Genomic DNA, 24,748 nt, shown 5'->3' with positions numbered 1-24,748 from the left:
CGACACAGCACAGGCTAGGGTCACGGGAGCGGCCCTGCCATGCGTTCCCCCTGGTCAGGAGGTATGTCGGCAAGCTCCCACGCCTTGGCTTTTACCAGTCTTTGCCCACTATTGGGCTGATCGGGAGTGGTGGTCGCGCAGCCGTCCGAGCAGCCCGACGAGCTGGTCGCGCTCGGGGCCGGTCAGGGGCGCCAGCAGCTCGTCCTGGACGTCGTCCACCAGCCCGTCGAGCCGGGTGAGCCGGTCGCGGCCGCGCTCGGTCATGGAGATGACGTTGCGCCTGCGGTCGGCGGGGTCGGGTGCCCGCTCGACGAGGCCGCGCCCGGCCAGCTCGTTGAGCAGCGCGACCATGTCGCTGCGGTAGATGCCGGTGAGCCGGCTCAGCTCGGCCTGGCTGGCCGGGCCGGACTCGCGCAGCGCGACGAGCACCGCGTAGTGCCACTTGCGCGCGTCGGCGCCCGCGAGCCGGTCGCTGACCAGCCGGTCGGCCTGCATCGCGACGTGGGCCAGCAGCCGGCTCGGCAGGCCGCGCAGGCGGGTGGGGGCGGCCTGGTCGGCGGCGTCGGACATGTCGTGGCTCATGCCGGTGATCGTACCCCGTTGCGTTAGTGGCACTAACGATGTACGTTCGTTAGTGTCATAAACGTTAGTGCGACGAACGAAAGAGGCGTGTCATGCCTGTTGCCGAGGTGCTGGACTCGACCATGTACTACGAGGACCGGGGGGAGGGTGTGCCGATCGTCTTCCTGCACGGCAACCCCAACTCCTCCCACCTGTGGCGCAACGTGCTGCCCGGGGTGGGCGGGCCCGGCCGGTTGCTCGCGCCCGACCTGATCGGCATGGGCCGCTCGGGACGGCCCGACCTGGCCTACCGCTTCACCGACCATGCCCGTTACCTCGACGCCTGGTTCGACGAGCTCGGCCTTGAGGACGCCGTGCTGGTCGGCCACGACTGGGGCGGCGCGCTGGCCTTCGACTGGGCGGCACGGCATCCGGACCGGGTGCGCGGGGTGGCCTTCTTCGAGACCATCGTGCGGCCGATGAGCTGGAGCGAGCTGGGCGAGGGGCCGCGTGCCCGCAGCGAGCTGATCAGGAGCGAGGCGGGGGAGCGGCTGGTGCTCGACGACGACTTCCTGGTGCGGACGGCGTACACGGGCGGGGTGCTGAACCCGCTGGGCGAGGAGGAGCTGCGGCCGTACCTGGAGGCGTACGCGACCAGGGAGAGCCGTCGGCCGCTGCTGCAGTGGGCGCGCTCGATCCCGCTCGACGGCGACCCGGCCGACGTGGCCGAGGCCGTCGAGCGCTACGACAAGTGGCTGGCGAACAGCGACGAGGTGCCCAAGCTGCTGCTCACCTTCGACTCCTCGCCGACCCTGCTGATCCAGGGCGAGGTGCTCGACTGGTGCGCCCGCAACATCTCGGCCCTGGAGATCGAGCACCTGGGCCCGGCGGGTCACCACGCCCCGGAGGACCAGCCGGAGGCCATCGCGGCGTCGATCCGCTCCTGGGCCGACCGCCACGCCCTGCGCGCGGGCTAGCGGAGGCGGGCCCGGGTGCGGCGGGCTGGCGGAGGCCCGGCGGGCCTGGGGGCGGCGGGCTAGCGGAAGCGGCGGCGGCCGACGAGGGTGAGCACCTCGCGCAGGGCGTCGGCGGCGGCTCTGACGTCCTGCTCCGGCACCCCGGCCAGCACCTCCTCGTGCGCTCGCGAGGAGGCGTCGAGGGCCGCCAGGGCCACCCGGTGCCCCTCGGCCGTGAGCTGCACCCACCGGCTGCGCGCGTCGCCCGCGTTGGCCTCCCGCTCGACGTAGCCCGCCGCCGTCAGGCGCTGGAGCACGTTGCTGGTGCCCCCGGAGGTGAGCAGCAGCGCCTTGGACAGCTCGCTCGGCTTCATCCGATGCGGCGCCGGCGTACGGGCGAGCGCGGCCAGCACGTCGAACTCGGCGTAGGTCAGCCCCAGCTCGGCCAGCTCCGCCTTGATCGCCTGCTCGAAGACCAGGTGCAGCCGGGACAGGCGCTTGCTCAGCTCCAGACCGGCGATCAGCGACGACGGCAGTCCGGACTCCACCCAGCGCGGCACCATCGCGTCGATCTCATCCGGTTTCACGCCATCGAGGATACCCATTGCGAGATTGCTTTCTGAAAAGCTTCTGATTAAGCTTTTAGTCATGACAACCTTGCTGATCAAGAACGGCACCGTGATCGACACCGAGCCCGAGCCCGTGGTGCTCGGCCAGGTGGACGTGCGCGTCGAGGACGGCGTGCTCGCCGAGGTGGGCCCCGGGCTGCCCGACGTCCCGGGCGCCGAGGTGATCGACGCGACCGGGCGGATCGTGCTGCCCGGGTTCGTCGACACCCACCGGCACACCTGGCAGGCCGGCATCAGGGCGGTCGCCCCCGACGTCGCCTTCGACGGCTACCTGAGCCGCGTGCTCGGCGAGCTGGCCCCGGCCCACCGCCCGGCCGACGTCCACGCGGGCAACCTCGCCGGCGCGCTGGAATGCCTCGACACCGGCATCACCACGCTGCTCGACTGGTCGCACATCCAGCTCTCGCCCGCCCACACCGAGGCCACCGTGCGGGCGCTGCGCGAGTCGGGGATCAGGGCCGTGCTCGGCTGGTGCCACGGGGGCGAGCCGGGCGGGCTCGTCCGCGAGGGCCTGCGGGTGCACGAGGAGCACTTCGGCGCCGGCGGCGGCCTGGTCACCATGGTCGTCGCCGCGCTCGGGCCGGAGATCGTGGACGAGGAGCACGCGCTGGCCGAATGGCGGCTGGCCCGCGAGCTCGACCTGCCGGTCACCGTGCACATGGGCGTCGGCGGCCCGGCCAGCGCCGCCCGCGGCCTGGCGTTCCTGGAGGCGAACGGCCTGCTCGGGCCGCGGACCACGTACGTGCACGCCAACAGCTACACCGACGACGACCTCAAGCGCGTCGCCGGCAGCGGGGGCAACGTGTCGGTCTCGCCGGTCGACGAGATGACGCTCGGCCTCGGCTACCCGGTCAGCGGGCGGGCCAGGGCGGCGGGCGCGCCGACCGGTCTCGGCATCGACACGGTGAGCTGCGCGCCGGGCGACATGTTCAGCCTGATGCGGGCGGCGTACCTGCTGGAGCGCGGCAGGCCGGACGGCGGAGGCATGGGCTTCACCACCCGCGACGTGCTGCGCATGGCCACCGTCGAGGGGGCCGAGGTGGTGGGGCTGGGCGACGTCGTCGGCTCGTTGCGGCCGGGCAAGCAGGCCGACCTGCAACTGCTGCGTACGGACACCCTCGGCATGGCGGCGGCGCACGACCCGATCGGCGCCGTCGTGCTCAACGCCGACCCGAGCGTCGTGGAAACGGTGCTGGTCGGCGGGCGTGTCGTCAAGCGAGATGGGCAGATGCTCCACCAGGATCTGGCGGCGGTCCTCGCGTCACTGGCAGAATCGGCCGACGCCGTGACGAGGTGATCGTTCGCCTCCGGCGGGGGGTGAGGGCGTGATGGCGAGTCTGAACGAGCGGATCGTGTCGCTGCGCGCCTGGGGCCGGACGACGCTCGACCACTGGCGGGTCCGCAGGCTGTGGATCGACCACCTGGTCAGGGCCGTGCGCCGCTACCAGCTCCAGGGAGGCGACCGGCTGGCCGGCTCGGTCACCTACTTCTCCTTCCTGTCCTTCTTCCCGCTGCTCGCGCTCGGGTACGCGGTGCTCGGCTACACCCTCGACGCCAGCAGCGCGACCAGGGAGGCGCTGGAGACCGCCATCACCGAACGGCTGCCCGGCATGGCGACCGACCTCAACCTGGAGCAGATCGCCGGCGCCAGGACGACGGCGGGCATCATCGGCCTCCTCGGCCTCCTGTACGCCGGGCTCGGCGCGATGGACGCGCTGCGCGCGGCGCTGCGCGAGATGTCGATGACCACCGTGCCGGCCCCGAACTACTTCCTGGGCAAACTGCGCGACCTGGTCTCGGTCATCCTGCTCGGGGCGACACTGGTCGCCTCCACGCTGGTGTCCGGGGCCGCGACCACGGTCACGGACAAGGTGCTCGACCACGTCTTCGGCGACAACTCGCTGCTCAGCACCGAGGCGTTCCGGATCTTCGTGGTGGTGGCGAGCGTCGTGGCCGACTGGGTGCTGTTCGTGATCCTGCTCGGCTGGGTCGCCAAGCCGGCCGAGCCGTTCAAGGTCATCGTCAGGGGCGCGCTGCTCGGCGCGATCGGGTTCGGGCTGCTCAAGCAGGTGGCGAGCCTGCTGCTCAGCACCACGCTCGGCAACCCCGTCTACGGCGCGTTCGCCGCCATCGTGGGGCTGCTGGTGTGGATGAACTTCTCGGCCAGGCTCGTGCTGCTCGCCGCCGCGTGGACGTCCACCACGGGGTTGTGCCCGCCGCCGTCCCCGTCGCCGATCCCGTCGCTCGGCGATCCGCTGGAGGTGCCGGCGGCCGACCCGGGCCCGACGCCCGGCCCCGAGTGCAAGGGCACGACCCCGCACCCGACCTCGGAGCCCTGACCCGGCCCTGACGCGCCCTCCGTCGTCAGAGGCGGGACCTGTTGCGCTTGCGGCGGATGCCGAAGCCGAGCCAGACCAGCCCGAACAGCAGGCCGCCGCCGATGACGGCCGAGCCGACCGTCCGGGTGGAGTCGGTCTGCTTGGAGGCCGCCGTGTCCAGCAGCGGCGGCTGGGCGGCCGGCGTCACCTTCGACACCGGCGCCTGCGGCGTGGCCCGCACCTGCTCGGGCACCGGCTCGACGAGCTGCCCGACGGGGGTCGCCTTGCCCCTGACCGTGAAGCCCCAGTCGAGCAGCTTGGCCACCTCGTCCCAGAAGTAGCCCTCGTGCCGCATGATCGTGACGAGGATCGTGTGGCCGCCGCGGGTGGCCGCGCCGACGAAGCTGCCCTGTGCCTTGGACGTCCAGCCGTTCTTGACGCCGATCATGCCCTGGTAGCGCCAGAGCAGCTTGTTGTGGTTGCTGATCTCGTAGTAGTCCTTGGGCGCCGGAAACTTCGCAGTCTTTGTACTGATATATCGCCGGAAATCAGGGTTGGCGAGGCCGGCACGGGCGATGAGCGCCAAGTCGTACGCCGAGCTGCTCTGCCCGGGTTTGTCCAGGCCGCTCGGCGTCTTGGCCACCGTGTCGTACGCCTGCAGCCGCTTGGCCTCGGCGTTCATGTCGCGCATGGTCTGGGCCACGCCGCCGTTCGTCTCGGCCAGGGCCATGGCCGCGTCGTTTCCGGAGGACATCATCAGCGCCCGGAACAGGTCGTCGACCTTGTACGTCATCTTCGGCGTCAGCCCGACCGCCGTGCCCTCCTGGTTGCAGGCGTTCTGGCTCGGCCGGACCTTGCGGTTCTTGTCGAGCTTCGGCAGCAGCGTGAGCGCCGTGAGCGTCTTGAGCGTGCTCGCCGGCAGGTAGCGGCCGTGCGCGTCCTTCGCGGCGAGCACCTGACCCGTCTCCACGTCCGCGATGACGTAGGAAGTAGCCTTGCTCTTGGGGGGCGCCTTGACGCCTTGGGGTTGCACCAGCCCACGGCTTCCCAGCGCGTCACCGCCGACGGGTGTCGTCGGGGCGGCGGATGCGGTCCCGCTCGTGAGCGTGACCGCGGCGAGAAGTGCCGTAACCGGCACAAATTTCGTCCACATGGCGGTCTCAGCGTAGCTCCGTGTGAATGCCCATGTGGCGACACATTCCCCAGATGATCCGCCTTCGATACTGGAGAGATGACCATGTCACCAAAGATCGCCGGTTTCCTCGTCATCCTCGGCGTGTTCATGATCGTCGAGTGGATCAACCTGGGGTTTAACTTGGCCGACGGACATCCCACCGGCTTCTACGTCGTGCACGGGATCCTGATCGGGGTCAACGTGATCCTCGGTGCGGTGCTGGCGGTGATCGGGTGGCGCGGTCTGCGGGAGGCGGGGATCAGGCGTCGCAAAGAAGGCGGCGGGTGAGCGCGTGCAGCTCGTCGGCCTCCTCGCGGGAGTCGCCGATGGAGGTGAAGCCCAGCTTCCCGTACTCGGGGATGGCGCCGAGCAGGTGGAAGACGTTGCCCGTGCGCCGGTCGGCGTCGAAGCCGATCCCGAGCCGCCGGGCGGTGCGCATGACTTCGCCCGGCGTGCGGCCACGCAGGCAGGAGGAGGAGCAGTTGTCGGTCGCGGTGTAGTACTTCGGCTGGTCCCCGGCCATGAGGAGGCCGGTGGCCGGGTCGTACCTGGCCCCGGTCGTCAGCACCACCGCGCCGTACGGGTGCGTCGTGCCGCCGATCCGCAGGTTGATCTCGCACAGCAGCGCGGCGTACCCGGCGTCGGCCTTGAGTGCGAAGAAGTCCATGCCGAACAGGCCGACCACGCCCCGCTCGGCCAGGATGGCGGCGATGCGCCCGGCAGACTCGCCCACCTCGTGCCGGTACTCCGGGGCGGCGGGGAACGTGCAGCCCTGGTAGACGTCGTTGTTGGGGCCGCCGAGCACCTGGTCGTGCGTGGCCAGCACGGCCGCGTGCCCGCCGGGCGTGATTCGGGCCAGGGCGCTCGGGTAGTAGAGCGGGCGATGTTCGATGAACTCCTCCACCACCGCGCCGCGTTCCCTGATCTTCGTCGTGAAGCTCGTCCAGGTCTCCCCGGCCGCCGAAAATCGGGTCAGCGAGCGGTCGGCCTTGCTGACGATGGCGTTGCCCAGGCCCGAGTAGCCGTCGTTGAGCTTGACGATCACCCGTTCGCCGGGCAGCGAGTCGATGGCCTCGTCGATCGCGATGATGCTGTGCACGTCGCCGAAACCGCGGGCCATGGGCACGCCGGCCTCGTGCCCGACCTCGCGGGCGCCGCTCTTGGAGCCGTAGTAGGCCAGCGCGGTGGCGGGGCCGTAGATGGGGACGTTGAGTGACGCGGCCAGCTCCTCCTCGGTCTCGCTGAGGACGAACGGCACCAGCCAGGTGTCGGCGTCGATCGCCGACCGTAACCGGTCGAGGACGTCGGGTCGGCGCAGCAGCGTCCGGGTGAGGGGTTGCGACCAGGGCTCGTCGAGACTGATGAGCTCCAGGCGCTTGGCGGCGTCGTCCGGGTCGGGGAGGAAGCCGAGGTAGTAGTCGATGATGTCGGGATCGATCGGAGCGGAGGAGAGGTAGATCACCTTGACCCCGGGTTCCCGGAGCGTCAGGAGGAGGAAGAGCAGGCGCTCCTCGTACGATCGGGCTGCCGTGATGCGGCGCAGCTCGTCCTGCGGCAGGGAGAGCGAGGGTACGACCACCAGGGTCCCCTCGCTCGGCTCGAAGATGCTCAACCCGGCATACTTCTCCCCGAACGGGATATTAGTGATCATATAGCGAGTGAAACACGCATTCTTCACAAATGCAGCAAGCGCCAAAGTGTCATGAACATGACAGAAGGTGACAGGATTCGAAATCGGTGAGCACGTTTGGAAGTGGCGACATCGGGTCACCATCTAATGATCCCTTGTGACTATTTTCCTGATCAGGTGGACATGTGCGGAACGTGACCACCTGCGGTTACGGGCATGCCGTCGGCCAACTTTTGGTGTATCTGTCGGCGCGAAGGCGCACGGGAGCGATAAAGTCAGAAGCATCGCCACCGGGCTCACGGCTTACCGCCGTGCACCCGGGCTGCTGCGACCGATGAACGCGAAGCCCGTGCTGACGATCTCGCACCGAAACCTACGGGTGTGGCTTTTGATTCGCCGAACGGCCGCCTCAACCAGGTGGCTGCCGCAGGATGGACTTTTTCGAGAGCGTTATGAGCCGCCGTCCGTGCGTGGGACGCGCGGCCTCTACGGGATGGATGGTGACATATGCGGGGACGTGAGCTGCGGGGAGAACTGGACGCGTTCCTGGCGGAGATCGAGCAGGAGCTGGTGGCGTTCCGTCGTGACCTTCACATGCATCCTGAGCTGGCCTTCGCCGAATACCGCACGACCCAGCGCATCGCCGACCGGCTGACCGCCGCGGGGCTGACGCCGTCGGTGCTGCCGCGTGGCACCGGTCTCATCTGCGAGGTGGGCAGCGGCGACGGGCCGACCATCGCGCTGCGGGCCGACATCGACGCGCTGCCGCTCCAGGACGAGAAGGACGTGCCCTACCGCTCCACCGTCCCCGGCGCGTGCCATGCCTGCGGGCACGACGTGCACACCACCGTTCTGCTCGGCACCTCGATCTTCCTGGCCCAGCAGGCCGCGGCCGGGCTGCTGCCCGGCCGGGTCCGGCTGATCTTCCAGCCCGCCGAGGAACTGCCCGGCGGCGCTCTTGAGGTCATGGCCCACGGCGGCATCAGCGGCGTCGACCGCATCTTCGGCCTCCACTGCGACCCGCGCGTCGACGTCGGCCAGCTCGGTCTGCGGAGCGGCCCGATCACCTCGGCCTGCGACAAGATCGTCGTCAGGGTCTCCGGCCCCGGCGGCCACACCGCCCGCCCCCACCTGACGGCCGACCTGGTCTTCGCCCTGGCCAAGATCCTCACCGAGCTGCCCGCCGCGCTCTCCCGCCGGATCGACCCGCGCTCCTCGCTCAGCCTCGTCTGGGGCCGGGTCGAGGCGGGCTCGGCGGCCAACGCCATCCCAGACGACGGCATCGCCGAGGGCACGATCCGCTGCCTCGACGAGAACGCCTGGCACGCCGCCCCCGACCTGATCAAGGCCCTGCTGGAGTCCGTCGCCGGCGCCTACGGCGTCGAGGCCGTGCTGGACTACACGCGGGGCGTGCCGCCGGTGGTCAACGACGAGGTCAGCGTCGAGATGCTGGCCGAGGCGGCCGAGCGGGCCCTCGGCGCCGGCGCGGTGGTGCCCACCCAGCAGTCGCTCGGCGGCGAGGACTTCGCCTGGTACCTGGAGTCGATCCCCGGCGCCTTCGCCCGGCTCGGCACGCGCTCGCCCGACGGCGTCACGTACGACATCCACCAGGGCACCTTCGACGTCGACGAGAAGGCGATCGCGATGGGCGTGCGGGTGATGGCCGCCACCGCGCTGACCGCGCTGTGGGACGTCGGCCCGATCGACTCCATCAGCAACGCCATGGCCTGAGAGCCGCTCCGACGGCCCGCCGCGTCGCGCGGCGGGCCGTCGGCGGGTCAGGCGAGCCTGCCGAACACCACCGGCAGCCGCAGGGACGAGTGCCCAGGCGACACGGTGACCCGGGTGCCGCCCGGGTAGCGCAGGGTGTAGTCGCGGTCGGTCGAGATGATCACCAGGCCCAGCCGGTGGCCCTTCTTGAACAGGTAGTCCTTGGGCTGGAAGTCCCAGGTGAAGGTGTACTCCTTGCCGGGGCGCAGCGGTTCCGTGCGGTCGGCGCGGTGGCGGTTGCGCACGTCGAGCCATCCTCTGGAGACGATCTTGTACGCCGTCGTCGCCGTGCCGAGCCGCCTGAGCGTCGTGCAGCCCGTGTCACCCGGGACGCCCTCGCCATAGCAGTAGCTCTGGCCGGTCGACTGCAGAGTGCCGTCCGGGCGCACGTCCGTGCCGTAGTCCACCAGCAACGCCGTCAGGTACGGCGAGGCGCCGTCCTTGAACGAGGCCCGTACCGAGACCGTCGGCGTGCCGGAGATCCGCACGTCGGCGGGCAGCTGTCCGGTCAGGTACGCCAACCGGTTCGGGTCGGGCCCGGTCGCCTCTACCAGTTGCTCGGCCGTCCGCGCGCTCTGGTCCACGAAGGACTCCGCGGGCGACAGCGGCCGGGGCAGCAGGCCGAGCCGTTCGCCGGCGGCCGGGTGGAGCGCCACCGTGGTGGTCCCGGGCAGCGGCCAGGAGGCGTGCCGCTGCCACTCGCCGACGCCGATCTCCACGTCGGCCTGCGGCTCGCGCATGATGCCCGAGTCGATGTCCTGCAGCCAGTAGTCGAACCAGCCGTGCAGCTGACGCAGCCACTCGACGGTGCGCAGGTTGAAGGGGTTCATGTGGGTGCCCTGGTGCAGCCAGATCTTGCGCGGCACGTGCCGCTCGGCCAGGGCGTACCACCATTGGGCGAACTGCTTGGTCTTGACGTTCCAGTCGTTGAGCCCGTGCACGAGGAAGACGCTGGCCTTCACCTTGTCCACGTCGTTGAGGTAGTTGCGGGCGTCCCAGAGCGGGCTGTAGTCGCCGGTGACCCGGTCCTGGTTCGCGGTCAGCGCGTCCATCTTGGCGCCGCAGACCTCGAAGCCCCTGTCCCTGGTCAGCACGAACTTGGCCAGGACGTCCAGGTCCTCGCCCTGGTAGCCGCCGGGGGCCGGGACGCCGCCGTTGGCCCGGTAGTAGTCGTACCAGCTGGAGATGGCGGCGATCGGCACGATCGTCTTCAGGCCCTCGACGCCGGTGGAGGCGACGGCGTTGGGCAGGGTGCCGTTGTAGGAGACGCCGATCATGCCGACCTTGCCGGTGGACCAGGTGGCGCTGACCTCGTTGCCGTCGGCGTCGAAGCCGCGGGCGCGGCCGTTCAGCCAGTCGATGGCGGCCTTCGGGCCGGCGGTCTCGTTCCGGTCGCCGGAGGAGGGGCAGCCGGTGGCGCGGGCGCTGCCCACGTTCTCGACCAGGGCGATGGCGTAGCCGCGGGGCACGAAGTAGTTGTCGTAGTAGCCGTCGAAGGGCTCACTGAAGAGCTTGTTCGAAGGTGACTTCAGGGTGGGCAGCGGGATGCCGTTCGCGTCGACGTCCACCGGGTGGTTGGGCACGTCGTTGCCGGGGGCGTAGTAGGGGCTGGCCTCCATGATCACCGGGACCTTGAGCCCCTGGTCGGTCTCCTTGGGGCGCAGGATGTCCATGGCGACGCGGTCGGGCTGCCCGTCGTCGTCGCTGTCGGTCCCGGCCACCTCGACGAACACCGTCTGCTTGACGGCGTCGGCGCGGGAGAAGACGGGCTGGGTGGCGTTGTTCTCGATCTTGAGAGTAGGGGTGGCGGCCGTCGCCGGGGCGGGCCCGCCCAAGGTCACGGCGAGGATCGCGACCAGCGGTACGGCCAGTGTCTTCCAAGGCTGCATACGGGGCTCCGATACGAAATTTCCACCGTTGATCGGAATCTCTGCCATGATCGACCGCTCGGCAAGGGCCCCTTCCATACCAAACTTGGGCAAAACTTTGAGGGAGCCGTCCCAAGTGCCTGAACCCAGATTCAGGTCACGGACGCGCTTGATGTCGATAACGGAGCGGTTGCGACCCTGTGTGCCGGTTTGGTCTGCCCTGGTCAAGCAACTATCTTCCGTGCAGGTGCCGTACGTTTCTTCGCGCCTGCGATGAAGTTCGACGGCGAGGAAATGGAAGGGAGTCGCCTTGCTCGGCAAGCGATTCAGCAGGATTGCCGTCGGCTCGGTAGCCGGCGTCATGCTCATGGCAGTCGCGGCCTGTGGCGGCGAGGGTGGAGGCACCTCGGCGAGCACGCAGCCGAGCTCCGGCGCCAGCAGCGAGGCCCCCAAGGGCGGGCTGAAGGTCGGTCTGGCGTTCGACGTCGGCGGCCGTGGCGACAAGTCGTTCAACGACGCCGCCTACGCCGGCCTGGAGAAGGCCAAGACGGAGCTGAACGCCGACATCAAGGAGCTCAGCCCGGCGGCTGACGGCTCCAACCGCGGCGACCTGCTGCGCCAGCTCGCGGACGCGGGCTACAACCCCATCATCGGTGTCGGCTTCGCCTACGGCGACGACATCAAGAAGACCGCCGCCGAGTACCCCGACGTGCAGTTCGCCGTCGTCGACTCGGCCTCCAACGCCCCGAACGTGACCGGCCTGCTGTTCGCCGAGGAGCAGGGCTCCTACCTGGCGGGCGTCGCCGCCGCGACCAAGTCGGAGGCCGGCCACGTCGGCTTCGTGGGCGGCGTCGAGAACGACCTGATCAAGAAGTTCCAGGCGGGCTTCGTGATGGGCGCCAAGTCGGTCAAGTCGGACATCAAGATCGACATCAAGTACCTCACCCCCGACGGTGACTTCTCCGGCTTCAAGGCCCCCGACAAGGGCAAGGTCGCGGCCGAGAAGATGTACCAGGACGGCGCGGACATCGTCTACCACGCCGCCGGCGACTCCGGCCTCGGCGTGTTCCAGGCGGCGGCCGCGGCCAAGAAGAAGGCCATCGGCGTCGACTCCGACCAGCGCCAGACGGTCAAGGAGACCGACCTTCAGTCGGTCATCATGACCTCGATGCTCAAGCGCGTCGACGTCGGCGTCTTCGAGTTCGTCAAGGCCTTCCAGGGCGGTGCCAAGGGCGGCAGCAACACCGTCTACGACCTCAAGGTCGACGGTGTGGGCCTGTCCACCACCGGTGGCGAGATCGACGACATCAAGGACAAGCTCGACGCTGCCAAGAAGGACATCGTCGACGGCAAAATCACGGTTCCGTCCAAGCCGTAATCTGGGTAGGAACGGACGACCGAGGGCCCGGAGTCCCCACTTCGGGCCTTCTGGCTATCCGCCCCGTCCGCCCCCCATGCTCTAGGAGAGGCGAAATGAGCTCGGACACCCTCGCCGCGGTGCAACCCGCCGTAGAGCTGGAGGGCATCACCAAGCGTTTCCCCGGCGTCGTCGCCAACCACGACATCCGCATCACCGTCGAACCCGGCACGGTCCACGCGATCGTCGGGGAGAACGGCGCGGGCAAGTCGACCCTGATGAAGATCCTCTACGGCATGCAGAAGCCGGACGAGGGCACGATCAGGGTCAACGGCCGGGAGGTCAGCTTCCGCACCCCCAGCGACGCCATCGACGTCGGCATCGGCATGGTCCACCAGCACTTCATGCTGGCCGACAACTTCACCGTGCTGGAGAACATCGTCCTCGGCGCCGAGCCCACCAGGGCCGGCGTGCTCGACACCGGCAGGGCACGGGCCCGCATCGCCGAGCTGGCCAGCAGCCACGGCCTGCGCGTCGACCCCGACGCGCTGGTGGAGGACCTCGGCGTCGGCGACCGCCAGCGGGTGGAGATCCTCAAGGTCCTCTACCGCGGCGCCCGCATCCTCATCCTCGACGAGCCGACGGCGGTCCTCGTGCCGCAGGAGGTCGAGGAGCTGTTCGAGAACCTGCGCGAGCTCAAGGCCGAGGGCCTGACCGTCATCTTCATCTCGCACAAGCTCGACGAGGTGCTGAACATCGCCGACGCGATCACCGTGATCCGCCGCGGCACCACCGTCGCCAGCGTCAACCCCGCCGAGGTGACCGCCCGCCGGCTCGCCGAGCTGATGGTCGGCAGCGAGCTGCCCACGCCGGAGACCCGCGAGTCCACCGTGCGCGAGAGCGTCACGCTGAGCGTGTCGCGGCTGACGATGGAGGCCGACGGCTTCCGTCCCGTCCCCAGGGGCACCTCCGTCGACCTGTACGTCGACAAGCTGCGCGAAGAGGGCAAGCGCCTGATCCTCGACGACGTCTCCTTCGACATCCACGCGGGCCAGATCCTGGGCATCGCCGGCGTCGAGGGCAACGGGCAGTCCGAGCTGATCGAGGCGATCATGGGCATGCGTGCCACCCACGGCACGATCACCCTCGGCGACGTGGACATCAGCGCCTGGTCCACGCTGAAGCGCAGGGAAGCAGGCATCGGCTACATCCCCGAGGACCGCCACCGGCAGGGCCTGCTGCTGGAGGCGTCCCTGTGGGAGAACCGGGTGCTCGGCCACCAGACCAGGCCCCCGGCGCGCAGCGGCATCTGGGTCGACCGGCGCGCCTCCAAGGCCGACACCGAGCGCATCGTCAAGGAGTACGACGTGCGCACCCCCAGCGTGGACACCCTGGCCCTGGCCCTGTCCGGCGGCAACCAGCAGAAGCTGATCGTCGGACGCGAGATGAGCGGCGAGCCGTCGTTCCTCATCGCCGCCCACCCCACCCGCGGCGTGGACGTCGGCGCCCAGGCCGCCATCTGGGACCACCTGCGCAACGCGCGGGCCGCCGGCCTGGCCGTGCTGCTGATCTCGGCCGACCTCGACGAGCTGATCGGCCTGTCCGACACGATCAGGGTCATCCTGCGCGGCCGGCTCGTGGCCGAACTCGATCCTTCCGACGTCACGCCCGAGCGGCTTGGCGGTTACATGACCGGCGCCATCGCCGGCACTGAGGAGACGTGATGCCCGCCGGGCTCAACCGGGCGCTGCTCACCGTCGCAGGCGCCGTCGTCGCCATCGTCCTGGCGATCGCGATCTCCAGCGTGGCGATCATCGCGGCGGGTGCCAGCCCGATCGACGCGTTCGCCGCCTTCTTCGACTTCGGCGAGACCGCGCGCTCGGTGTCCAACGGCATCGCGGCGTTCCTCAACCGGGCGGTGCCGCTGTTCATCGCGGGTCTCGCGGTGGCCGTCGGCTTCCGCATGAACCTGTTCAACATCGGCGTCGAGGGCCAGTACCGCATCGCGGCCATCTGCGCGGCCTACGTCGGCTCGACGTTCACCGCGCCGAAGCCGATCCAGATCCTGGTGATCATCGTGGTCGCGGCCGTCGTGGGCGGCGCGTACGCGCTGATCCCCGCGGTGATGAAGGTGACCCGCGGCGTGAACGAGGTGATCTCCACGATCATGCTCAACTACATCGCGATCGCCCTGGCCTCCTACCTGGTCCGCGGCCCGTTCGCGGGCCAGCGGGCGGCCGGCCAGCTCACCACGACCACGCCGCAGCTGCCCGAGTCGGCCATGTTCCCCAACCTGAACTTCGTCTTCGACTGGTTCGGGCTGCTGGCGCCCACCCGCGGCGGCGGCGTGTGGGGCTTCCTGCTCGTGGCCGTCGTGCTCGGCCTGGTGGTCTGGGTCGTGCTGGAGCGCACCCGCTTCGGCTTCAACGTCAAGGCCAGCGGGCTGAACGGCCCGGCCGCCTTCGCCTCGGGCGTCAACCCGAAGAAGATGGTCATCGCGGCCATGGTGCTGTCCGGCGCGATCGCGGGGCTCATCGGCCTGCCCGAGATCCTCGGCGACAAGGGCGCCTTCAACTCCAACTTCACCGCCGGCCTCGGCTTCCTCGGCATCGCGGTGGCGCTGCTCGGCAGGAACAAGCCCGTCGGCATCGCGATCGCCGCGCTGCTGTTCGCCTTCCTCGACCGGGCGCAGGGCGCGCTGCAGATCGCCGACGTGCCGTCGTCGGTCATCACGATCATCCAGGGCGTCATCGTCCTGCTGGTGGTCATCGCGAACGAGGTGACCAACCGCATCGCCATGCGGCTTGAGGAGCAGCGGGCCGCCCGGCAGCTCGACACGAACAGACCGGTTGAGGTGGCAGCATGAGCAGGGTCGGCAAATACCATCTGGCGCTGCTCGGCGTCGCCGCGCTCATCCTGCTGCTGTCGCTGGTGCGGATCATCTCCGGCCAGGACGACCTGACCTCCTCCGGCACGTTCAACGCGGCGCTGCTGCTCGCGGTGCCGATCGGCCTGGCCGGTCTCGGCGGCCTGTGGGCCGAGCGGGCCGGCGTGGTCAACATCGGCCTCGAAGGCATGATGGTGCTCGGCACCTGGTTCGCCGGCTGGGCCGGATACCAGTGGGGCGCCGTGGCCGCGCTGGTCGCCGGGCTGCTCGGCGGCGCGCTCGGCGGGCTCATCCACGCGATCGCGACCGTCACGTTCGGCGTCGACCACATCATCAGCGGCGTCGCCATCAACCTGCTCGGCCCCGGCATCACCCGCTTCCTGTCCGAGGTCCTCTACGGCGAGGGCACCTCGGCCAGCGCGAAGGGCGCCGGCATCACCACCTCGCCGGCGATCAGCTCGGGTGCGCCAGAGGTGAGCCTGCCCGTTCTGTCGGACGGCCCCGACCTGCTCGGCAAGCTGGAGAGCACCCACTGGTTCCTGCTCTCCGACCTGGCCGGCATCCTGCGCGGGCTCACCCACGACGTGAACGCGCTGATCATCCTGGCCGTGCTGCTGCTGCCGGTGACGTACCTGGTGCTCTGGCGCACGTCGTTCGGGCTGCGGCTGCGGTCGGCGGGGGAGAACCCGTGGGCGGCCGAGTCGCTGGGCGTGAACGTCTACCGGATCAAGTACCTCGCGGTCGTCGTCTCCGGCGCGTTCGCCGGGCTCGGCGGCGTGTTCCTGGTCTTCGTCTCCAACAAGTACGTCGAGGGCCAGACGCAGGGACGCGGTTTCATCGGTCTGGCCGCCATGATCTTCGGCAACTGGCGGCCCGGCGGGCTCGCGGCCGGCTCGTCCCTGTTCGGCTACGCCAGCGGCCTGCAGCTGCGCAGCTCCGGCGAGGCCAACGCGGTCACCACGTTCTTCCTGTTCGGCGCGCTGCTGCTGGTGGTCTACATCGCGCTGCAGATCCGCAAACTGGTCGCGCCGAGCCAGCCGGCCGAGATCGTGGCCAGGGGCGTCAAGGACTACACCGTGATCGCCGCCGCGGCGGCGGGCGCGCTCGTGCTGTTCTGGCTCTGGCGGACCGTGGAGACGCTGCCGGGCGAGTTCGTCTTCATCACGCCACACGTGCTCACGCTGCTCGTGCTCCTGGTCGCGTCGCAGCGTCTGCGGATGCCCAAGGCAGACGGCGTACGCTTCCGTCGGGGGGATCAACATTGAACATCGATTGGGACGGCCTGCGCGCCGAGGCCGCCACGGCCATGCGCAACGCCTACGCGCCGTACTCCAAGTTCCCGGTGGGGGCGGCGGCGGTCGTCGACGACGGCCGGATCGTCACCGGCTGCAACGTCGAGAACGCCTCCTACGGGCTCGGCCTGTGCGCCGAGTGCGGGCTGGTGTCGGCGCTGCAGATGTCGGGCGGCGGCCGGCTGGTGGCCTTCACCTGCGTGGACGGCCACGGCGAGCTGCTCATGCCGTGCGGGCGCTGCCGTCAGCTCCTGTACGAGTTCGGCGGTGAGAACCTGCTGGTGGAGACCGTCGACGGTCCCAAGCGCATGGCGCAGATCCTGCCGTACGCGTTCGGCCCCGACGACCTCAGCAGGAGCTCGTGACCATGGACGCCATCGAGGTCATCCGCGCCAAGCGCGACGGCGGCGAGCTCACCACCGCCCAGATCGACTGGGTGATCGCCGCCTACACCCGCGGTGACGTGGCCGACGAGCAGATGTCCGCCCTGGCCATGGCCATCCTGCTCAACGGCATGAACCGGCGCGAGATCGCCGACTGGACGCAGGCCATGATCCGGTCCGGCGAGCGCATGGACTGGTCGATGCTCGACCGGCCCACGGCCGACAAGCACTCCACGGGCGGCGTCGGCGACAAGATCACGCTGCCGCTGGCGCCCCTGGTGGCGGCGTGCGGGGCGTACGTGCCGCAGCTGTCCGGTCGCGGGCTCGGGCACACCGGCGGCACCCTGGACAAGCTGGAGTCCGTCCCGGGCTGGCTGGCCTCGCTCTCCAACGACCAGATGCTCCACGTCCTGCGCACGGCCGGCGCGGTGGTCTGCGCGGCGGGCTCCGGGCTGGCCCCGGCCGACAAGAAGCTCTACGCGCTGCGCGACGTCACCGGCACCGTCGAGTCGATCCCGCTGATCGCCTCGTCGATCATGTCGAAGAAGATCGCCGAGGGCACCGGCTCGCTGGTGCTCGACGTGAAGGTGGGCTCCGGGGCGTTCATGAAGACGACCGAGAGCGCCCGCGAGCTGGCCGAGACCATGGTCGCGCTCGGGAGCGACGCGGGCGTGCGCACGGTCGCCCTGCTGACGGCCATGGACCGGCCGCTCGGCCTGGCCGTGGGCAACGCGCTGGAGGTCGAGGAGTCGATCGAGGTGCTGGCCGGCGGCGGGCCGTCCGACGTGGTCGAGCTGACCGTACGGCTGGCGCGCGAGATGCTGGCGGCGGCCGGGGTCTCCGGCAAGGACCCGGCCGACGCGCTGCGCGACGGCTCGGCCATGGACGCGTGGCGGCGGATGATCTCCGCCCAGGGCGGCAACCCCGACGCGGTCCTGCCGAGGGCGGCCGAGAGCATGACGGTGACGGCGCCGTCGTCCGGGGTGCTGGCCCGCCTCGACGCGTACGCCGTGGGGCTGGCCGCCTGGCGGCTCGGCGCCGGACGGGCGCGCAAGGAGGACCCGGTGTCGTTCGGGGCCGGGATCGTGCTGCACGCCAAGCCCGGCGACCTGGTGCGCGAGGGCCAGCCGCTGATGACGCTGCACGCCGACGAGACGGCCAGGTTCGAGCGGGCGCTCGACGCGCTGTCGGGCGGCTACGAGGTCGCCGAGTCGGGGCGCGAGCTGCTGCCCCTGGTCATCGACCGCATCGGCTGACCAGCGGAAGCACTCGTGCGCGGCGGCCGGACCCCTGCCCGGGGACGGCCGCCGCCGCTTCTCCCGGCCGCGTACCGGCTAGGTGGTGACGGCGGGGACCTCGGGGACGTCGGTGAAGACGCCCGCGAGCACGGCGCGCTGCGTGGGCAGCGCCTCGGTGTACCGCGCGCGCCCCTCGTCGGTGATGCAGACGAACACGCCCCGGCGGTCGGAGTCGCACGTGCCGCGGGTGACGAGCCCGCTCTTCTCCAGCCTGGCCACGACCCTGGACAGGGCGCTCTGGCTCAGGTGGACCTCTTCGCAGAGCTCCTGGATGCGCAGCTTCCTGTCGTGGTGGACGATCCGGTCGAGCACCTCGAACTCGCTGGGCCCGAGCCCGTGCCGCTCGCCCAGCTCCCGCTCCAGCGCGCACATGGCCTTCGCGTGTTTGGCCAGGACGTAATGCCAGGTCTCGACCACGAACTCCTCGTCCATGTCGCGGAGGTTACCATCTCGGGAAGATTCATGCAACGGCATTAAATGCACTTGCATTAGATGCTGACGCATGTATTGTTCTGACTCATGTCCTCTTCCTCATCCCGTTGGGGCGCGCTCGCCGTGCTCTGTGCAGTGATCTTCCTTGACGCCCTTGATGTCTCCATGGTCGGTGTCGCCCTGCCGGCCATCCAGCATGATCTGGGCCTCAGCACGTCTTCCCTGCAGTGGGTGGTCAGCGGCTACGTGCTCGGCTATGGCGGTCTTCTGTTGCTCGGGGGCAGGACCGCCGACCTGCTCGGGCGGCGCAGGGTGTTCCTGGTCGCTCTGGGCGTCTTCGCCGTCGCGTCGTTGCTGGGTGGTGTCGTGGACGACGGGGGCCTGCTGATCGCCGCCCGGTTCGTCAAGGGTGTTGCCGCGGCGTTCACCGCGCCCGCCGCTTTGTCGATCATCACCACCACGTTTCCGGAGGGCCCGGAGCGCAACAAGGCGTTGAGCATCTTCACCGCCTGCGGCGCGAGCGGCTACTCGCTCGGCCTGGTGCTCTCCGGCCTGCTGACCGAGATCGGCTGGCGGTGGACGCTCCTCATGCCGGTGCCGGTCGCGATCATCGCGCTGATCGCCGCGTTGAAGGTGCTGCCGAAGGGCCAGGAGGAGCGGGCCGAGGGCGGCCACGACCTCGTCGGCGCCGTGCTGATCACCGCCTCGATGTTGCTGCTCGTCTTCACCGTCGTGCAGGCTCCCGAGGCCGGGTGGGCCTCGTTCCAGACGATCGGCTCGCTGGTGGCCGTCGCGGTGCTGCTCGGCCTGTTCGTCCTCACCGAGCTGCGGATGAAGCACCCGCTGGTGCGGCTCGGCATCCTGCGCTCGGGCCACATCGTCCGGGCCAACCTGGGGCTGCTCATCCTGATGGGTTCGTACGTGGCCTTCCAGTTCGTGGCCATGCAGTACTTCCAGAACCTGCTGCACTGGTCGGCGCTCGGCACGGCCCTGGCGTTCCTGCCCGCGGGCCTGCTCGTCGCGGTCAGCTCGACCAAGATGGGGGACTTCGCCGACAGGTTCGGCACCGGCAAGCTGATCGTCATCGGCGCCGCGGCCCTGGCCGGCGGTTACGCGATCTTCCTGGGCATCGACGAGACGCCGAGCCTGGGCGGCATGGTGCTCCCCGGCATGGTCCTGCTGGGCGTGGCGTTCGCCCTGTCCTTCCCCTCGCTGAACATCCAGGCCACCAACGGCGTGGACGACGACGAGCAGGGCCTGGCCTCCGGGCTGCTCAACACCTCCGGCCAGGTCGGCGGCGCGATCGTGCTGGCCGTGGTGACCGCCGTGCTGACCTCGGGCGGCGAGACGCTGTCGATCGGCGCGCTGCGCTCGGCGATCGTGGTCGCGCTGGTGCTGGCCCTGGTCGGGCTGGCGATCTCGGCCACCGGGCTGCGCTCGCGCAAGGCCGCCGCGGTCGAGGCCGAGGACGTGAAGGTCTTCGAGGCCGTCTGACCTCCCTGTGACGGGGAAGAGGGTTCCGCCGGGGGCGGGGCCCTCTTCCTTATTTCTCCAGGGCGCCGATCGGGTCGGAGTAGTCGATCCACTCCGTCGCCGAGTCGCCGAGGTCGGCGCTCTCGCCGGTGCGGACGTTCACCTGGACCAGGTAGACGTCCTCCTGGTCCCACAGGCGCACGAGGACCTTGTCGCGGCTCAGCCAGCGCTCCACCCTGATCACTTCGAGGTCGTCGACGTCCAGGCGGGGGCGGGGGCCGGTGACGCGGCCGGTGCGGGCGTCCATGGTGACCAGGCGGTCGTCGGCCGTCACCAGGGCCAGGGAGCGGCCGTCCGGGGCGAGCGCGGCGCCGTGCTCGATGAGGGCGGGGTCGATCCGGAAGCCCTTCGTGCGGGTGCCGCCGCCGTCCAGCCTCAGCGTGCTGACGGAGGCGTGGCCCGGGACGGCGGTGGTGTCCCGGCGTTCGGCGACCACGCGCGTGCCGTCGTCGTGGACGGCCAGGATCTCGACGTCCTTGCCGCGTACGGTGCGGGTCGTGCCGGTCCGGAAGTCGAGCACCGCGCTGTCGCCGGCGTCGCCGAAGGACAGCGCGAAGTAGCGGCCGTCCGGGGACGACCTGATGTGCGCCTCGCCGTCCCCGGCCGTGGCGTCGATGCCCTTGACCACGCCCGTGGGCAGGTCGTGGACCAGGTAACGGCCCTGCGGGTTCTGGTAGACGAGCCGGTGGCCGTCCTGGCTGAGGGCGAGCGGCATGTACTCGCCGGTGGCCGGGTCGTAGCCGGCCCGCGCGTCCGGCAGCCGCCATTCCGTGCCCGACCGGGTGGTGAGCACCCACTGGCCGCAGGGTTGCGGGGCACGGGCGTCGGCCTAGGCGTCGCGGCAGTAGCCCGGGTAGGCGAAGCGGACCGGGTCGGGGAGCGCGGTGGGCAGCGGGTCGCGGACCTCCTGGCCGGGGCCCCGCGTCCCGGGGTCGGAGGTGGCGCGGGCCATGGTCTCGTCCACGCGGTCGGCCACCGCGGACAGCCCGGCCACGATCGTCGCGACCATCGCGGCGACCAGGCCGAGGGAGGCCGACGTCCACACCGCCACCCGGATCCTGCGTCGCGCCGTGACCCGCCGCAGGACCGTTTCTGCGAGGTCGGTGCGCGGCATCCCGGTGGCCAGGCCGAGCAGCGCGGCCCGCAGGGCCTGATCCCCGGGGGCGCCGTCCTGGGGCGCGGCCGTCGGGGCGGCGGGCTCGGGAGCGGGGGCGAGCGTCCAGAGTGAGGCGGACGCCGCGCCGCTCCCCGGCCGGTCGCCCTGGCGACCCCAGGCCGGGTCCGCCGGATCCTCGGCCGGGGCTGCGGGGTTCCCCGGCGGGGCTGGGTGGTTCTCGAACAGGGTCGGGTGGGTGGTTCGGAGCTGGGCGCGGGCCCGTCGCAGTTCGTCGTCCAGCGCGCCGATCCACAGGCCCGTGATCACGGCGGCGTGCGGCAGGCTCAGCCCGTCGTGGAAGGTGACGACGACGGCCGCGCGGGTTCTCGGGGCGAGCCCGGCGAGCAGGTGACCCTCCGGGGCCGGCCAGGGCGCGCCCGTCGCGCCCAGGAACCGTCCGTACAGCTCGCGCAGCACCGCGTCGGCCGGGCGGTGGTAGCGGATCGCGGACCACCGGCGGCAGGACGAGACGAGCGCCGCGGTGGCCAGCTCGCGCGCCTTGTCCGCGTCGCCCGTCAACAGGTAGGCCGTCCGAGCGAAAGACGGCCCATAAGACGCAAGAAAAGCCGATAAATCGTGGGATTTGCTCACTTGTATGACTCCTTGGAGGTTGATCAGCGTAGAGGGAGTCCCGGCTCCGCGGAAGTGCCAGGAAACCCGGGCCGATCCGACGCCAGGCCGCTTGCAGGCCGGTGGGCTGGGCATCTACCGGGCATGCGCCCGTCATCCCCGGCCGGCGAGCGGCCGTCGCGCCTTCGCCTCGCCGTCCCGCTCGCCTGCCTCGCCGTTCTGACCGCGTGCGGCACCTCCTCGCAGACCGCCCGGCTGGACACCCCCGCGGACACCGGTCCCGGCACCGCCACCCCCGCAGCGCCCCCTCGGACGTCCCCACCAGCACCGCCGAGGTGGACGTCGAGCGCGACGGCCTCGACCCGGCCGTGGTGACCGGCGTCCGGTACGCGACCCACGACGGCTACGACCGGGTGGTGATCGACCTCAAGGGCGACATCCCTGGCTACAAGGTGAAATGGGTGGACGAGTTCCTCCAGGACGGTTCCGGCGAGCCCATGGGCGTCCACGGCGGCGCGTACCTGCAGCTCACCCTCTTCCCCGCCAACGCGCACGACGACGACGGCTACCCCACCTGGAAGGGCGGCCCCGTCTACCGGGCCGGCCTCAAGAACGTCTCCGACGTCGTCAGGACCGGCGACTTCGAGGGGCGCGTGGGCGTCGGCCTGGCGCTCGCCCGCCGGGCCGGCTTCCGGGTGAAGGAGCAGTCCGCGCCGAGCCGGCTGGTCCTCGACGTGGCACACTGAAGCCCGTGGTGAGAAAGATCGAGGGCCCGACCCGCATCCCCGTCCCCGGCGGCAAGATCATCGACGAGCACGTGGGGCGCGTCAACAGCGGCGACGAGCAGGTCTCCATCGCCCACATGACCGCCCCGCCCGGCTGGGCCGAGCCCGCCCAGACTCCGTCGTTCGCCGAGTACACCGTGGTCCTGCGCGGCAGCCTGCTCGTCGAGCACGACGGCGGCACGGTCGAGGTCGGCGCGGGCCAGTCGGTGGTGACCTCGCCGGGGGAGAAGGTGCGCTACAGCGTGGGCCCCGACGGCGCCGAGTACGTCGCCGTGTGCCTGCCCGCCTTCACGCCGGAGAGCGCCGGCCGCGACTGACCGGGCGTCGACCGCGGGTGTGCCGGAAGGGTCGTCCACAGGCGGGCGCGACGTGTGCGGCGGCGGAGGACTGTGCTCATATCATGGCCAGATGAGCCCCACGCTTGACAAGATCCGGCAGGCTCCCAAGGTGTTGTTGCACGATCACCTCGACGGCGGGCTGCGCGCCGAGACGATCGTCGAGCTCGCACGGGAGATCGACTACGGGCGGCTGCCCTCCACCGACCCCGACAATCTGCGCCTCTGGTTCGAGGAGGCCGCCGACTCCGGGTCGCTGGAGCGTTACCTGGAGACCTTCGACCACACGGTCGCGGTCATGCAGACCCGCGAATCCCTGGTCCGGGTGGCCGCCGAGTGCGCCCGCGACCTCGCCGACGACGGCGTGGTCTACGCCGAGGTGCGCTTCGCCCCCGAGCAGCACACCACCATGGGGCTGAGCCTCGACCAGGTGGTGGAGGCGGTGCTCGAAGGGTTCACGCTGGGCTCGCAGGGGCGCGGCATCCGGGTCGGCACGCTGCTGACCGCGATGCGCCACATGGCGCGCTCGATGGAGATCGCCGAGCTGGCCGTGCGCTACCGTGACGTCGGCGTCGTGGGGTTCGACATCGCCGGGGCCGAGGCCGGCTACCCGCCCACCCGGCACCTCGACGCCTTCGAATACCTCCAGCGGGAGAACGCGCACTTCACGATCCACGCCGGCGAGGCGTTCGGGTTGCCGTCGATCTGGCAGGCCATCCAGTGGTGCGGCGCCGACCGCCTGGGCCACGGCGTGCGGATCATCGACGACATCACCGTGGCCGGCGACGGGTCGGCCAAGCTGGGGCGGCTGGCGGCGTACGTGCGCGACAAGCGCATCCCGCTGGAGATGTGCCCCACGTCCAACCTCCAGACCGGGGCCGCCGACTCGATCGCCGAGCATCCCATCGGGCTGCTGCGCAGGCTGCACTTCCGGGTCACCGTCAACACCGACAACCGGCTGATGAGCTCGACGAGCGTGTCTCTCGAGTTCGCCAAGCTGGTCGAGGCGTTCGGCTACGACTGGGACGACCTGCAGTGGTTCACGGTCAACGCGATGAAGTCGGCCTTCCTCCCGTTCGACGAGCGGCTGGCGCTGATCAACGGCGTGATCAAGCCGGGGTTCGCGCAGATCAAGTGGCAGCCGTGAAACACACCTACCGGTCCAAGACCGGGTTCGTGCTGGGCTGCGCCTGGCTGGTCTTCGTGGCGTTCAACGTCTGGGACCTGACGGCCCACTACAACGGCAAGCCGTCCATGGTGGCGCTGGCCGTGCTCGGGGCGATGTCGGCGCTCGTCTACGCGATCGCGGTCCGGCCCGCCACCGTGGTCGGCGAGGAGGGGCTGCTGGCCCGTAACCCGCTGCGCACGACGTTCCTGCCGTGGGCGTCCGTGGGCGAGGTGACGGTCACCCACTCCATCGCCGTCCGTTACGCCGGCGAGGGCGCCGAGGAGCAGGTGCTGCGGTTGTGGACGCCCATGAGCAGCGCCAGAGAGCGGTCCAAGGCGCAGCGGCGCGGCGTGCCCAAGCCCCAGCGGGGTGGCCGGTTCCGGGTCGAGGCCACGGTCAGCAAGGCCGAGCAGGCCGCCGCCGAGGCGTTCACCGGCAAGACCCACGCCGACTTCGTGGGCGACCAGATCCGCGACCGCGCCGAGGCCGCCCACCGCCGCGCGGAGCCGGCGGCCGCGGTGGCACCGGTCAAGGTCACCTGGTCCTACGACTCGATCGCCGTCCTCGTGGTCGCGGTCGCCCTGATCGTGGCCGCCATCGTCATCGCCTGACCGCCCCCGGCCCGAACGCGAGGGCCGAGGGGCAG

General features: G+C 70.6%; 24 protein-coding genes. 16 read left to right on the top strand and 8 right to left on the bottom strand.

Features of this window, described 5'->3' with window-relative positions:
* Positions 1-108 precede the first annotated feature (108 nt).
* Complete coding sequence (locus tag ACNF49_RS52585; protein ID WP_357969781.1) at positions 109-582, bottom strand: MarR family winged helix-turn-helix transcriptional regulator; 474 nt, start codon at positions 580-582, stop codon at positions 109-111.
* A gap of 92 nt (positions 583-674) precedes the next feature.
* Between ACNF49_RS52585 and ACNF49_RS52580 the strand changes: the two genes are divergently transcribed.
* Positions 675-1,538 carry a haloalkane dehalogenase gene (locus ACNF49_RS52580; protein WP_357969783.1) on the top strand — a complete coding sequence of 288 codons (864 nt, stop codon included), beginning with the start codon at positions 675-677 and terminating at the stop codon, positions 1,536-1,538.
* A 59-nt stretch (positions 1,539-1,597) separates the two neighbouring features.
* On the opposite strand, the gene ACNF49_RS52575 is transcribed toward ACNF49_RS52580, so the two are convergent.
* On the bottom strand, positions 1,598-2,104 hold the full coding sequence (locus ACNF49_RS52575) for a MarR family winged helix-turn-helix transcriptional regulator (protein WP_357969786.1): 507 nt from the start codon (positions 2,102-2,104) through the stop codon (positions 1,598-1,600).
* Between the two features lie 61 nt (positions 2,105-2,165).
* On the opposite strand from ACNF49_RS52575, the gene ACNF49_RS52570 reads away from it, so the two are divergent.
* Complete coding sequence (locus tag ACNF49_RS52570) at positions 2,166-3,443, top strand: amidohydrolase family protein (RefSeq protein WP_482942338.1); 1,278 nt, start codon at positions 2,166-2,168, stop codon at positions 3,441-3,443.
* A 31-nt stretch (positions 3,444-3,474) separates the two neighbouring features.
* Positions 3,475-4,485 carry a YihY/virulence factor BrkB family protein gene (locus ACNF49_RS52565; protein ID WP_482945700.1) on the top strand — a complete coding sequence of 337 codons (1,011 nt, stop codon included), beginning with the start codon at positions 3,475-3,477 and terminating at the stop codon, positions 4,483-4,485.
* Between the two features lie 25 nt (positions 4,486-4,510).
* Here ACNF49_RS52565 and ACNF49_RS52560 read toward each other — a convergent pair whose 3' ends face one another.
* Positions 4,511-5,497: a D-alanyl-D-alanine carboxypeptidase family protein gene (locus ACNF49_RS52560; protein ID WP_498703731.1), complete on the bottom strand. Its 987-nt coding sequence runs from the start codon at positions 5,495-5,497 to the stop codon at positions 4,511-4,513.
* Positions 5,498-5,695: 198 nt separating this feature from the next.
* Between ACNF49_RS52560 and ACNF49_RS52555 the strand changes: the two genes are divergently transcribed.
* On the top strand, positions 5,696-5,926 hold the full coding sequence (locus ACNF49_RS52555; protein ID WP_357969796.1) for an SCO4848 family membrane protein: 231 nt from the start codon (positions 5,696-5,698) through the stop codon (positions 5,924-5,926).
* On the opposite strand, the gene ACNF49_RS52550 is transcribed toward ACNF49_RS52555, so the two are convergent.
* Positions 5,898-7,289, bottom strand: a complete 1,392-nt coding sequence (locus ACNF49_RS52550) for a peptide ligase PGM1-related protein (RefSeq protein ID WP_357969799.1) — start codon at positions 7,287-7,289, stop codon at positions 5,898-5,900. The two genes, ACNF49_RS52555 and ACNF49_RS52550, sit on opposite strands and share 29 nt — an antisense overlap.
* A gap of 486 nt (positions 7,290-7,775) precedes the next feature.
* Here ACNF49_RS52550 and ACNF49_RS52545 point away from each other — a divergent pair, with 486 nt between their 5' ends.
* Positions 7,776-8,999, top strand: a complete 1,224-nt coding sequence (locus ACNF49_RS52545; protein WP_357969801.1) for a M20 family metallopeptidase — start codon at positions 7,776-7,778, stop codon at positions 8,997-8,999.
* 47 nt (positions 9,000-9,046) lie between these two features.
* Here the strand turns inward: ACNF49_RS52545 and ACNF49_RS52540 are convergent, their stop codons facing one another.
* Complete coding sequence (locus ACNF49_RS52540; protein WP_482942336.1) at positions 9,047-10,927, bottom strand: Xaa-Pro dipeptidyl-peptidase; 1,881 nt, start codon at positions 10,925-10,927, stop codon at positions 9,047-9,049.
* 289 nt (positions 10,928-11,216) lie between these two features.
* Between ACNF49_RS52540 and ACNF49_RS52535 the strand changes: the two genes are divergently transcribed.
* From ACNF49_RS52535 to ACNF49_RS52510, 6 genes are all read left to right on the top strand, one after another.
* Positions 11,217-12,284, top strand: a complete 1,068-nt coding sequence (locus tag ACNF49_RS52535) for a BMP family lipoprotein (protein WP_482942335.1) — start codon at positions 11,217-11,219, stop codon at positions 12,282-12,284.
* Between the two features lie 95 nt (positions 12,285-12,379).
* Positions 12,380-13,987 carry an ABC transporter ATP-binding protein gene (locus ACNF49_RS52530; RefSeq protein ID WP_482942334.1) on the top strand — a complete coding sequence of 536 codons (1,608 nt, stop codon included), beginning with the start codon at positions 12,380-12,382 and terminating at the stop codon, positions 13,985-13,987.
* Positions 13,987-15,129 carry an ABC transporter permease gene (locus tag ACNF49_RS52525; RefSeq protein ID WP_357969812.1) on the top strand — a complete coding sequence of 381 codons (1,143 nt, stop codon included), beginning with the start codon at positions 13,987-13,989 and terminating at the stop codon, positions 15,127-15,129. The genes ACNF49_RS52530 and ACNF49_RS52525 overlap by 1 nt, the downstream gene beginning before the upstream one ends.
* On the top strand, positions 15,126-16,415 hold the full coding sequence (locus tag ACNF49_RS52520; RefSeq protein ID WP_482942333.1) for an ABC transporter permease: 1,290 nt from the start codon (positions 15,126-15,128) through the stop codon (positions 16,413-16,415). Before ACNF49_RS52525 ends, ACNF49_RS52520 begins: the two co-directional genes overlap by 4 nt.
* Positions 16,412-16,807, top strand: coding sequence for a cytidine deaminase (locus ACNF49_RS52515; RefSeq protein WP_352324863.1), 396 nt, complete (start codon positions 16,412-16,414; stop codon positions 16,805-16,807). Before ACNF49_RS52520 ends, ACNF49_RS52515 begins: the two co-directional genes overlap by 4 nt.
* A 2-nt stretch (positions 16,808-16,809) precedes the next feature.
* The gene (locus tag ACNF49_RS52510; protein WP_357969817.1) at positions 16,810-18,081 is read left to right on the top strand and encodes a thymidine phosphorylase; all 1,272 of its coding nucleotides are present in this window, start codon (positions 16,810-16,812) and stop codon (positions 18,079-18,081) included.
* 78 nt (positions 18,082-18,159) lie between these two features.
* Here the strand turns inward: ACNF49_RS52510 and ACNF49_RS52505 are convergent, their stop codons facing one another.
* Positions 18,160-18,555: a MarR family winged helix-turn-helix transcriptional regulator gene (locus ACNF49_RS52505; RefSeq protein WP_357969820.1), complete on the bottom strand. Its 396-nt coding sequence runs from the start codon at positions 18,553-18,555 to the stop codon at positions 18,160-18,162.
* A gap of 87 nt (positions 18,556-18,642) precedes the next feature.
* On the opposite strand from ACNF49_RS52505, the gene ACNF49_RS52500 reads away from it, so the two are divergent.
* Positions 18,643-20,049, top strand: a complete 1,407-nt coding sequence (locus ACNF49_RS52500; RefSeq protein ID WP_498703729.1) for an MFS transporter — start codon at positions 18,643-18,645, stop codon at positions 20,047-20,049.
* 49 nt (positions 20,050-20,098) lie between these two features.
* On the opposite strand, the gene ACNF49_RS52495 is transcribed toward ACNF49_RS52500, so the two are convergent.
* Positions 20,099-20,881, bottom strand: coding sequence for a WD40 repeat domain-containing protein (locus ACNF49_RS52495; protein ID WP_482942331.1), 783 nt, complete (start codon positions 20,879-20,881; stop codon positions 20,099-20,101).
* A gap of 36 nt (positions 20,882-20,917) precedes the next feature.
* Positions 20,918-21,763 carry a SigE family RNA polymerase sigma factor gene (locus ACNF49_RS52490; RefSeq protein ID WP_482942330.1) on the bottom strand — a complete coding sequence of 282 codons (846 nt, stop codon included), beginning with the start codon at positions 21,761-21,763 and terminating at the stop codon, positions 20,918-20,920.
* A 386-nt stretch (positions 21,764-22,149) separates the two neighbouring features.
* Here ACNF49_RS52490 and ACNF49_RS52485 point away from each other — a divergent pair, with 386 nt between their 5' ends.
* The 4 genes from ACNF49_RS52485 (at position 22,150) to ACNF49_RS52470 (ending at position 24,713) form a co-directional block, all read left to right on the top strand.
* On the top strand, positions 22,150-22,560 hold the full coding sequence (locus ACNF49_RS52485) for an AMIN-like domain-containing (lipo)protein (RefSeq protein ID WP_482942329.1): 411 nt from the start codon (positions 22,150-22,152) through the stop codon (positions 22,558-22,560).
* 5 nt (positions 22,561-22,565) lie between these two features.
* Positions 22,566-22,916, top strand: coding sequence for a cupin domain-containing protein (locus tag ACNF49_RS52480; protein ID WP_357969831.1), 351 nt, complete (start codon positions 22,566-22,568; stop codon positions 22,914-22,916).
* A 91-nt stretch (positions 22,917-23,007) separates the two neighbouring features.
* Positions 23,008-24,081, top strand: a complete 1,074-nt coding sequence (locus ACNF49_RS52475) for an adenosine deaminase (RefSeq protein WP_357969832.1) — start codon at positions 23,008-23,010, stop codon at positions 24,079-24,081.
* Entirely contained in the window at positions 24,078-24,713 is a 636-nt protein-coding gene (locus ACNF49_RS52470; RefSeq protein WP_482942328.1) for a PH domain-containing protein, read from the top strand. The genes ACNF49_RS52475 and ACNF49_RS52470 overlap by 4 nt, the downstream gene beginning before the upstream one ends.
* Positions 24,714-24,748: the final 35 nt, after the last annotated feature.

This window comes from Actinomadura sp. ATCC 39365 (assembly GCF_054392275.1).
This window is presented reverse-complemented; position numbering and strand designations above follow the sequence as displayed.

Excerpts from the sequence above, each read along its gene's own strand:
- ACNF49_RS52530 (WP_482942334.1), top strand. The coding sequence starts at position 12,380 with ATGAGCTCGGACACCCTCGCCGCGGTGCAACCCGCCGTAGAGCTGGAG.
- ACNF49_RS52475 (WP_357969832.1), top strand. The coding sequence starts at position 23,008 with ATGAGCCCCACGCTTGACAAGATCCGGCAGGCTCCCAAGGTGTTGTTG.
- ACNF49_RS52555 (WP_357969796.1), top strand. The coding sequence starts at position 5,696 with ATGACCATGTCACCAAAGATCGCCGGTTTCCTCGTCATCCTCGGCGTG.
- ACNF49_RS52565 (WP_482945700.1), top strand. The coding sequence starts at position 3,475 with ATGGCGAGTCTGAACGAGCGGATCGTGTCGCTGCGCGCCTGGGGCCGG.
- ACNF49_RS52510 (WP_357969817.1), top strand. The coding sequence starts at position 16,810 with ATGGACGCCATCGAGGTCATCCGCGCCAAGCGCGACGGCGGCGAGCTC.
- ACNF49_RS52585 (WP_357969781.1), bottom strand. The coding sequence starts at position 582 with ATGAGCCACGACATGTCCGACGCCGCCGACCAGGCCGCCCCCACCCGC.
- ACNF49_RS52505 (WP_357969820.1), bottom strand. The coding sequence starts at position 18,555 with ATGGACGAGGAGTTCGTGGTCGAGACCTGGCATTACGTCCTGGCCAAA.
- ACNF49_RS52540 (WP_482942336.1), bottom strand. The coding sequence starts at position 10,927 with ATGCAGCCTTGGAAGACACTGGCCGTACCGCTGGTCGCGATCCTCGCC.
- ACNF49_RS52545 (WP_357969801.1), top strand. The coding sequence starts at position 7,776 with ATGCGGGGACGTGAGCTGCGGGGAGAACTGGACGCGTTCCTGGCGGAG.
- ACNF49_RS52550 (WP_357969799.1), bottom strand. The coding sequence starts at position 7,289 with ATGATCACTAATATCCCGTTCGGGGAGAAGTATGCCGGGTTGAGCATC.
- ACNF49_RS52500 (WP_498703729.1), top strand. The coding sequence starts at position 18,643 with ATGTCCTCTTCCTCATCCCGTTGGGGCGCGCTCGCCGTGCTCTGTGCA.
- ACNF49_RS52520 (WP_482942333.1), top strand. The coding sequence starts at position 15,126 with ATGAGCAGGGTCGGCAAATACCATCTGGCGCTGCTCGGCGTCGCCGCG.
- ACNF49_RS52525 (WP_357969812.1), top strand. The coding sequence starts at position 13,987 with ATGCCCGCCGGGCTCAACCGGGCGCTGCTCACCGTCGCAGGCGCCGTC.
- ACNF49_RS52580 (WP_357969783.1), top strand. The coding sequence starts at position 675 with ATGCCTGTTGCCGAGGTGCTGGACTCGACCATGTACTACGAGGACCGG.
- ACNF49_RS52570 (WP_482942338.1), top strand. The coding sequence starts at position 2,166 with ATGACAACCTTGCTGATCAAGAACGGCACCGTGATCGACACCGAGCCC.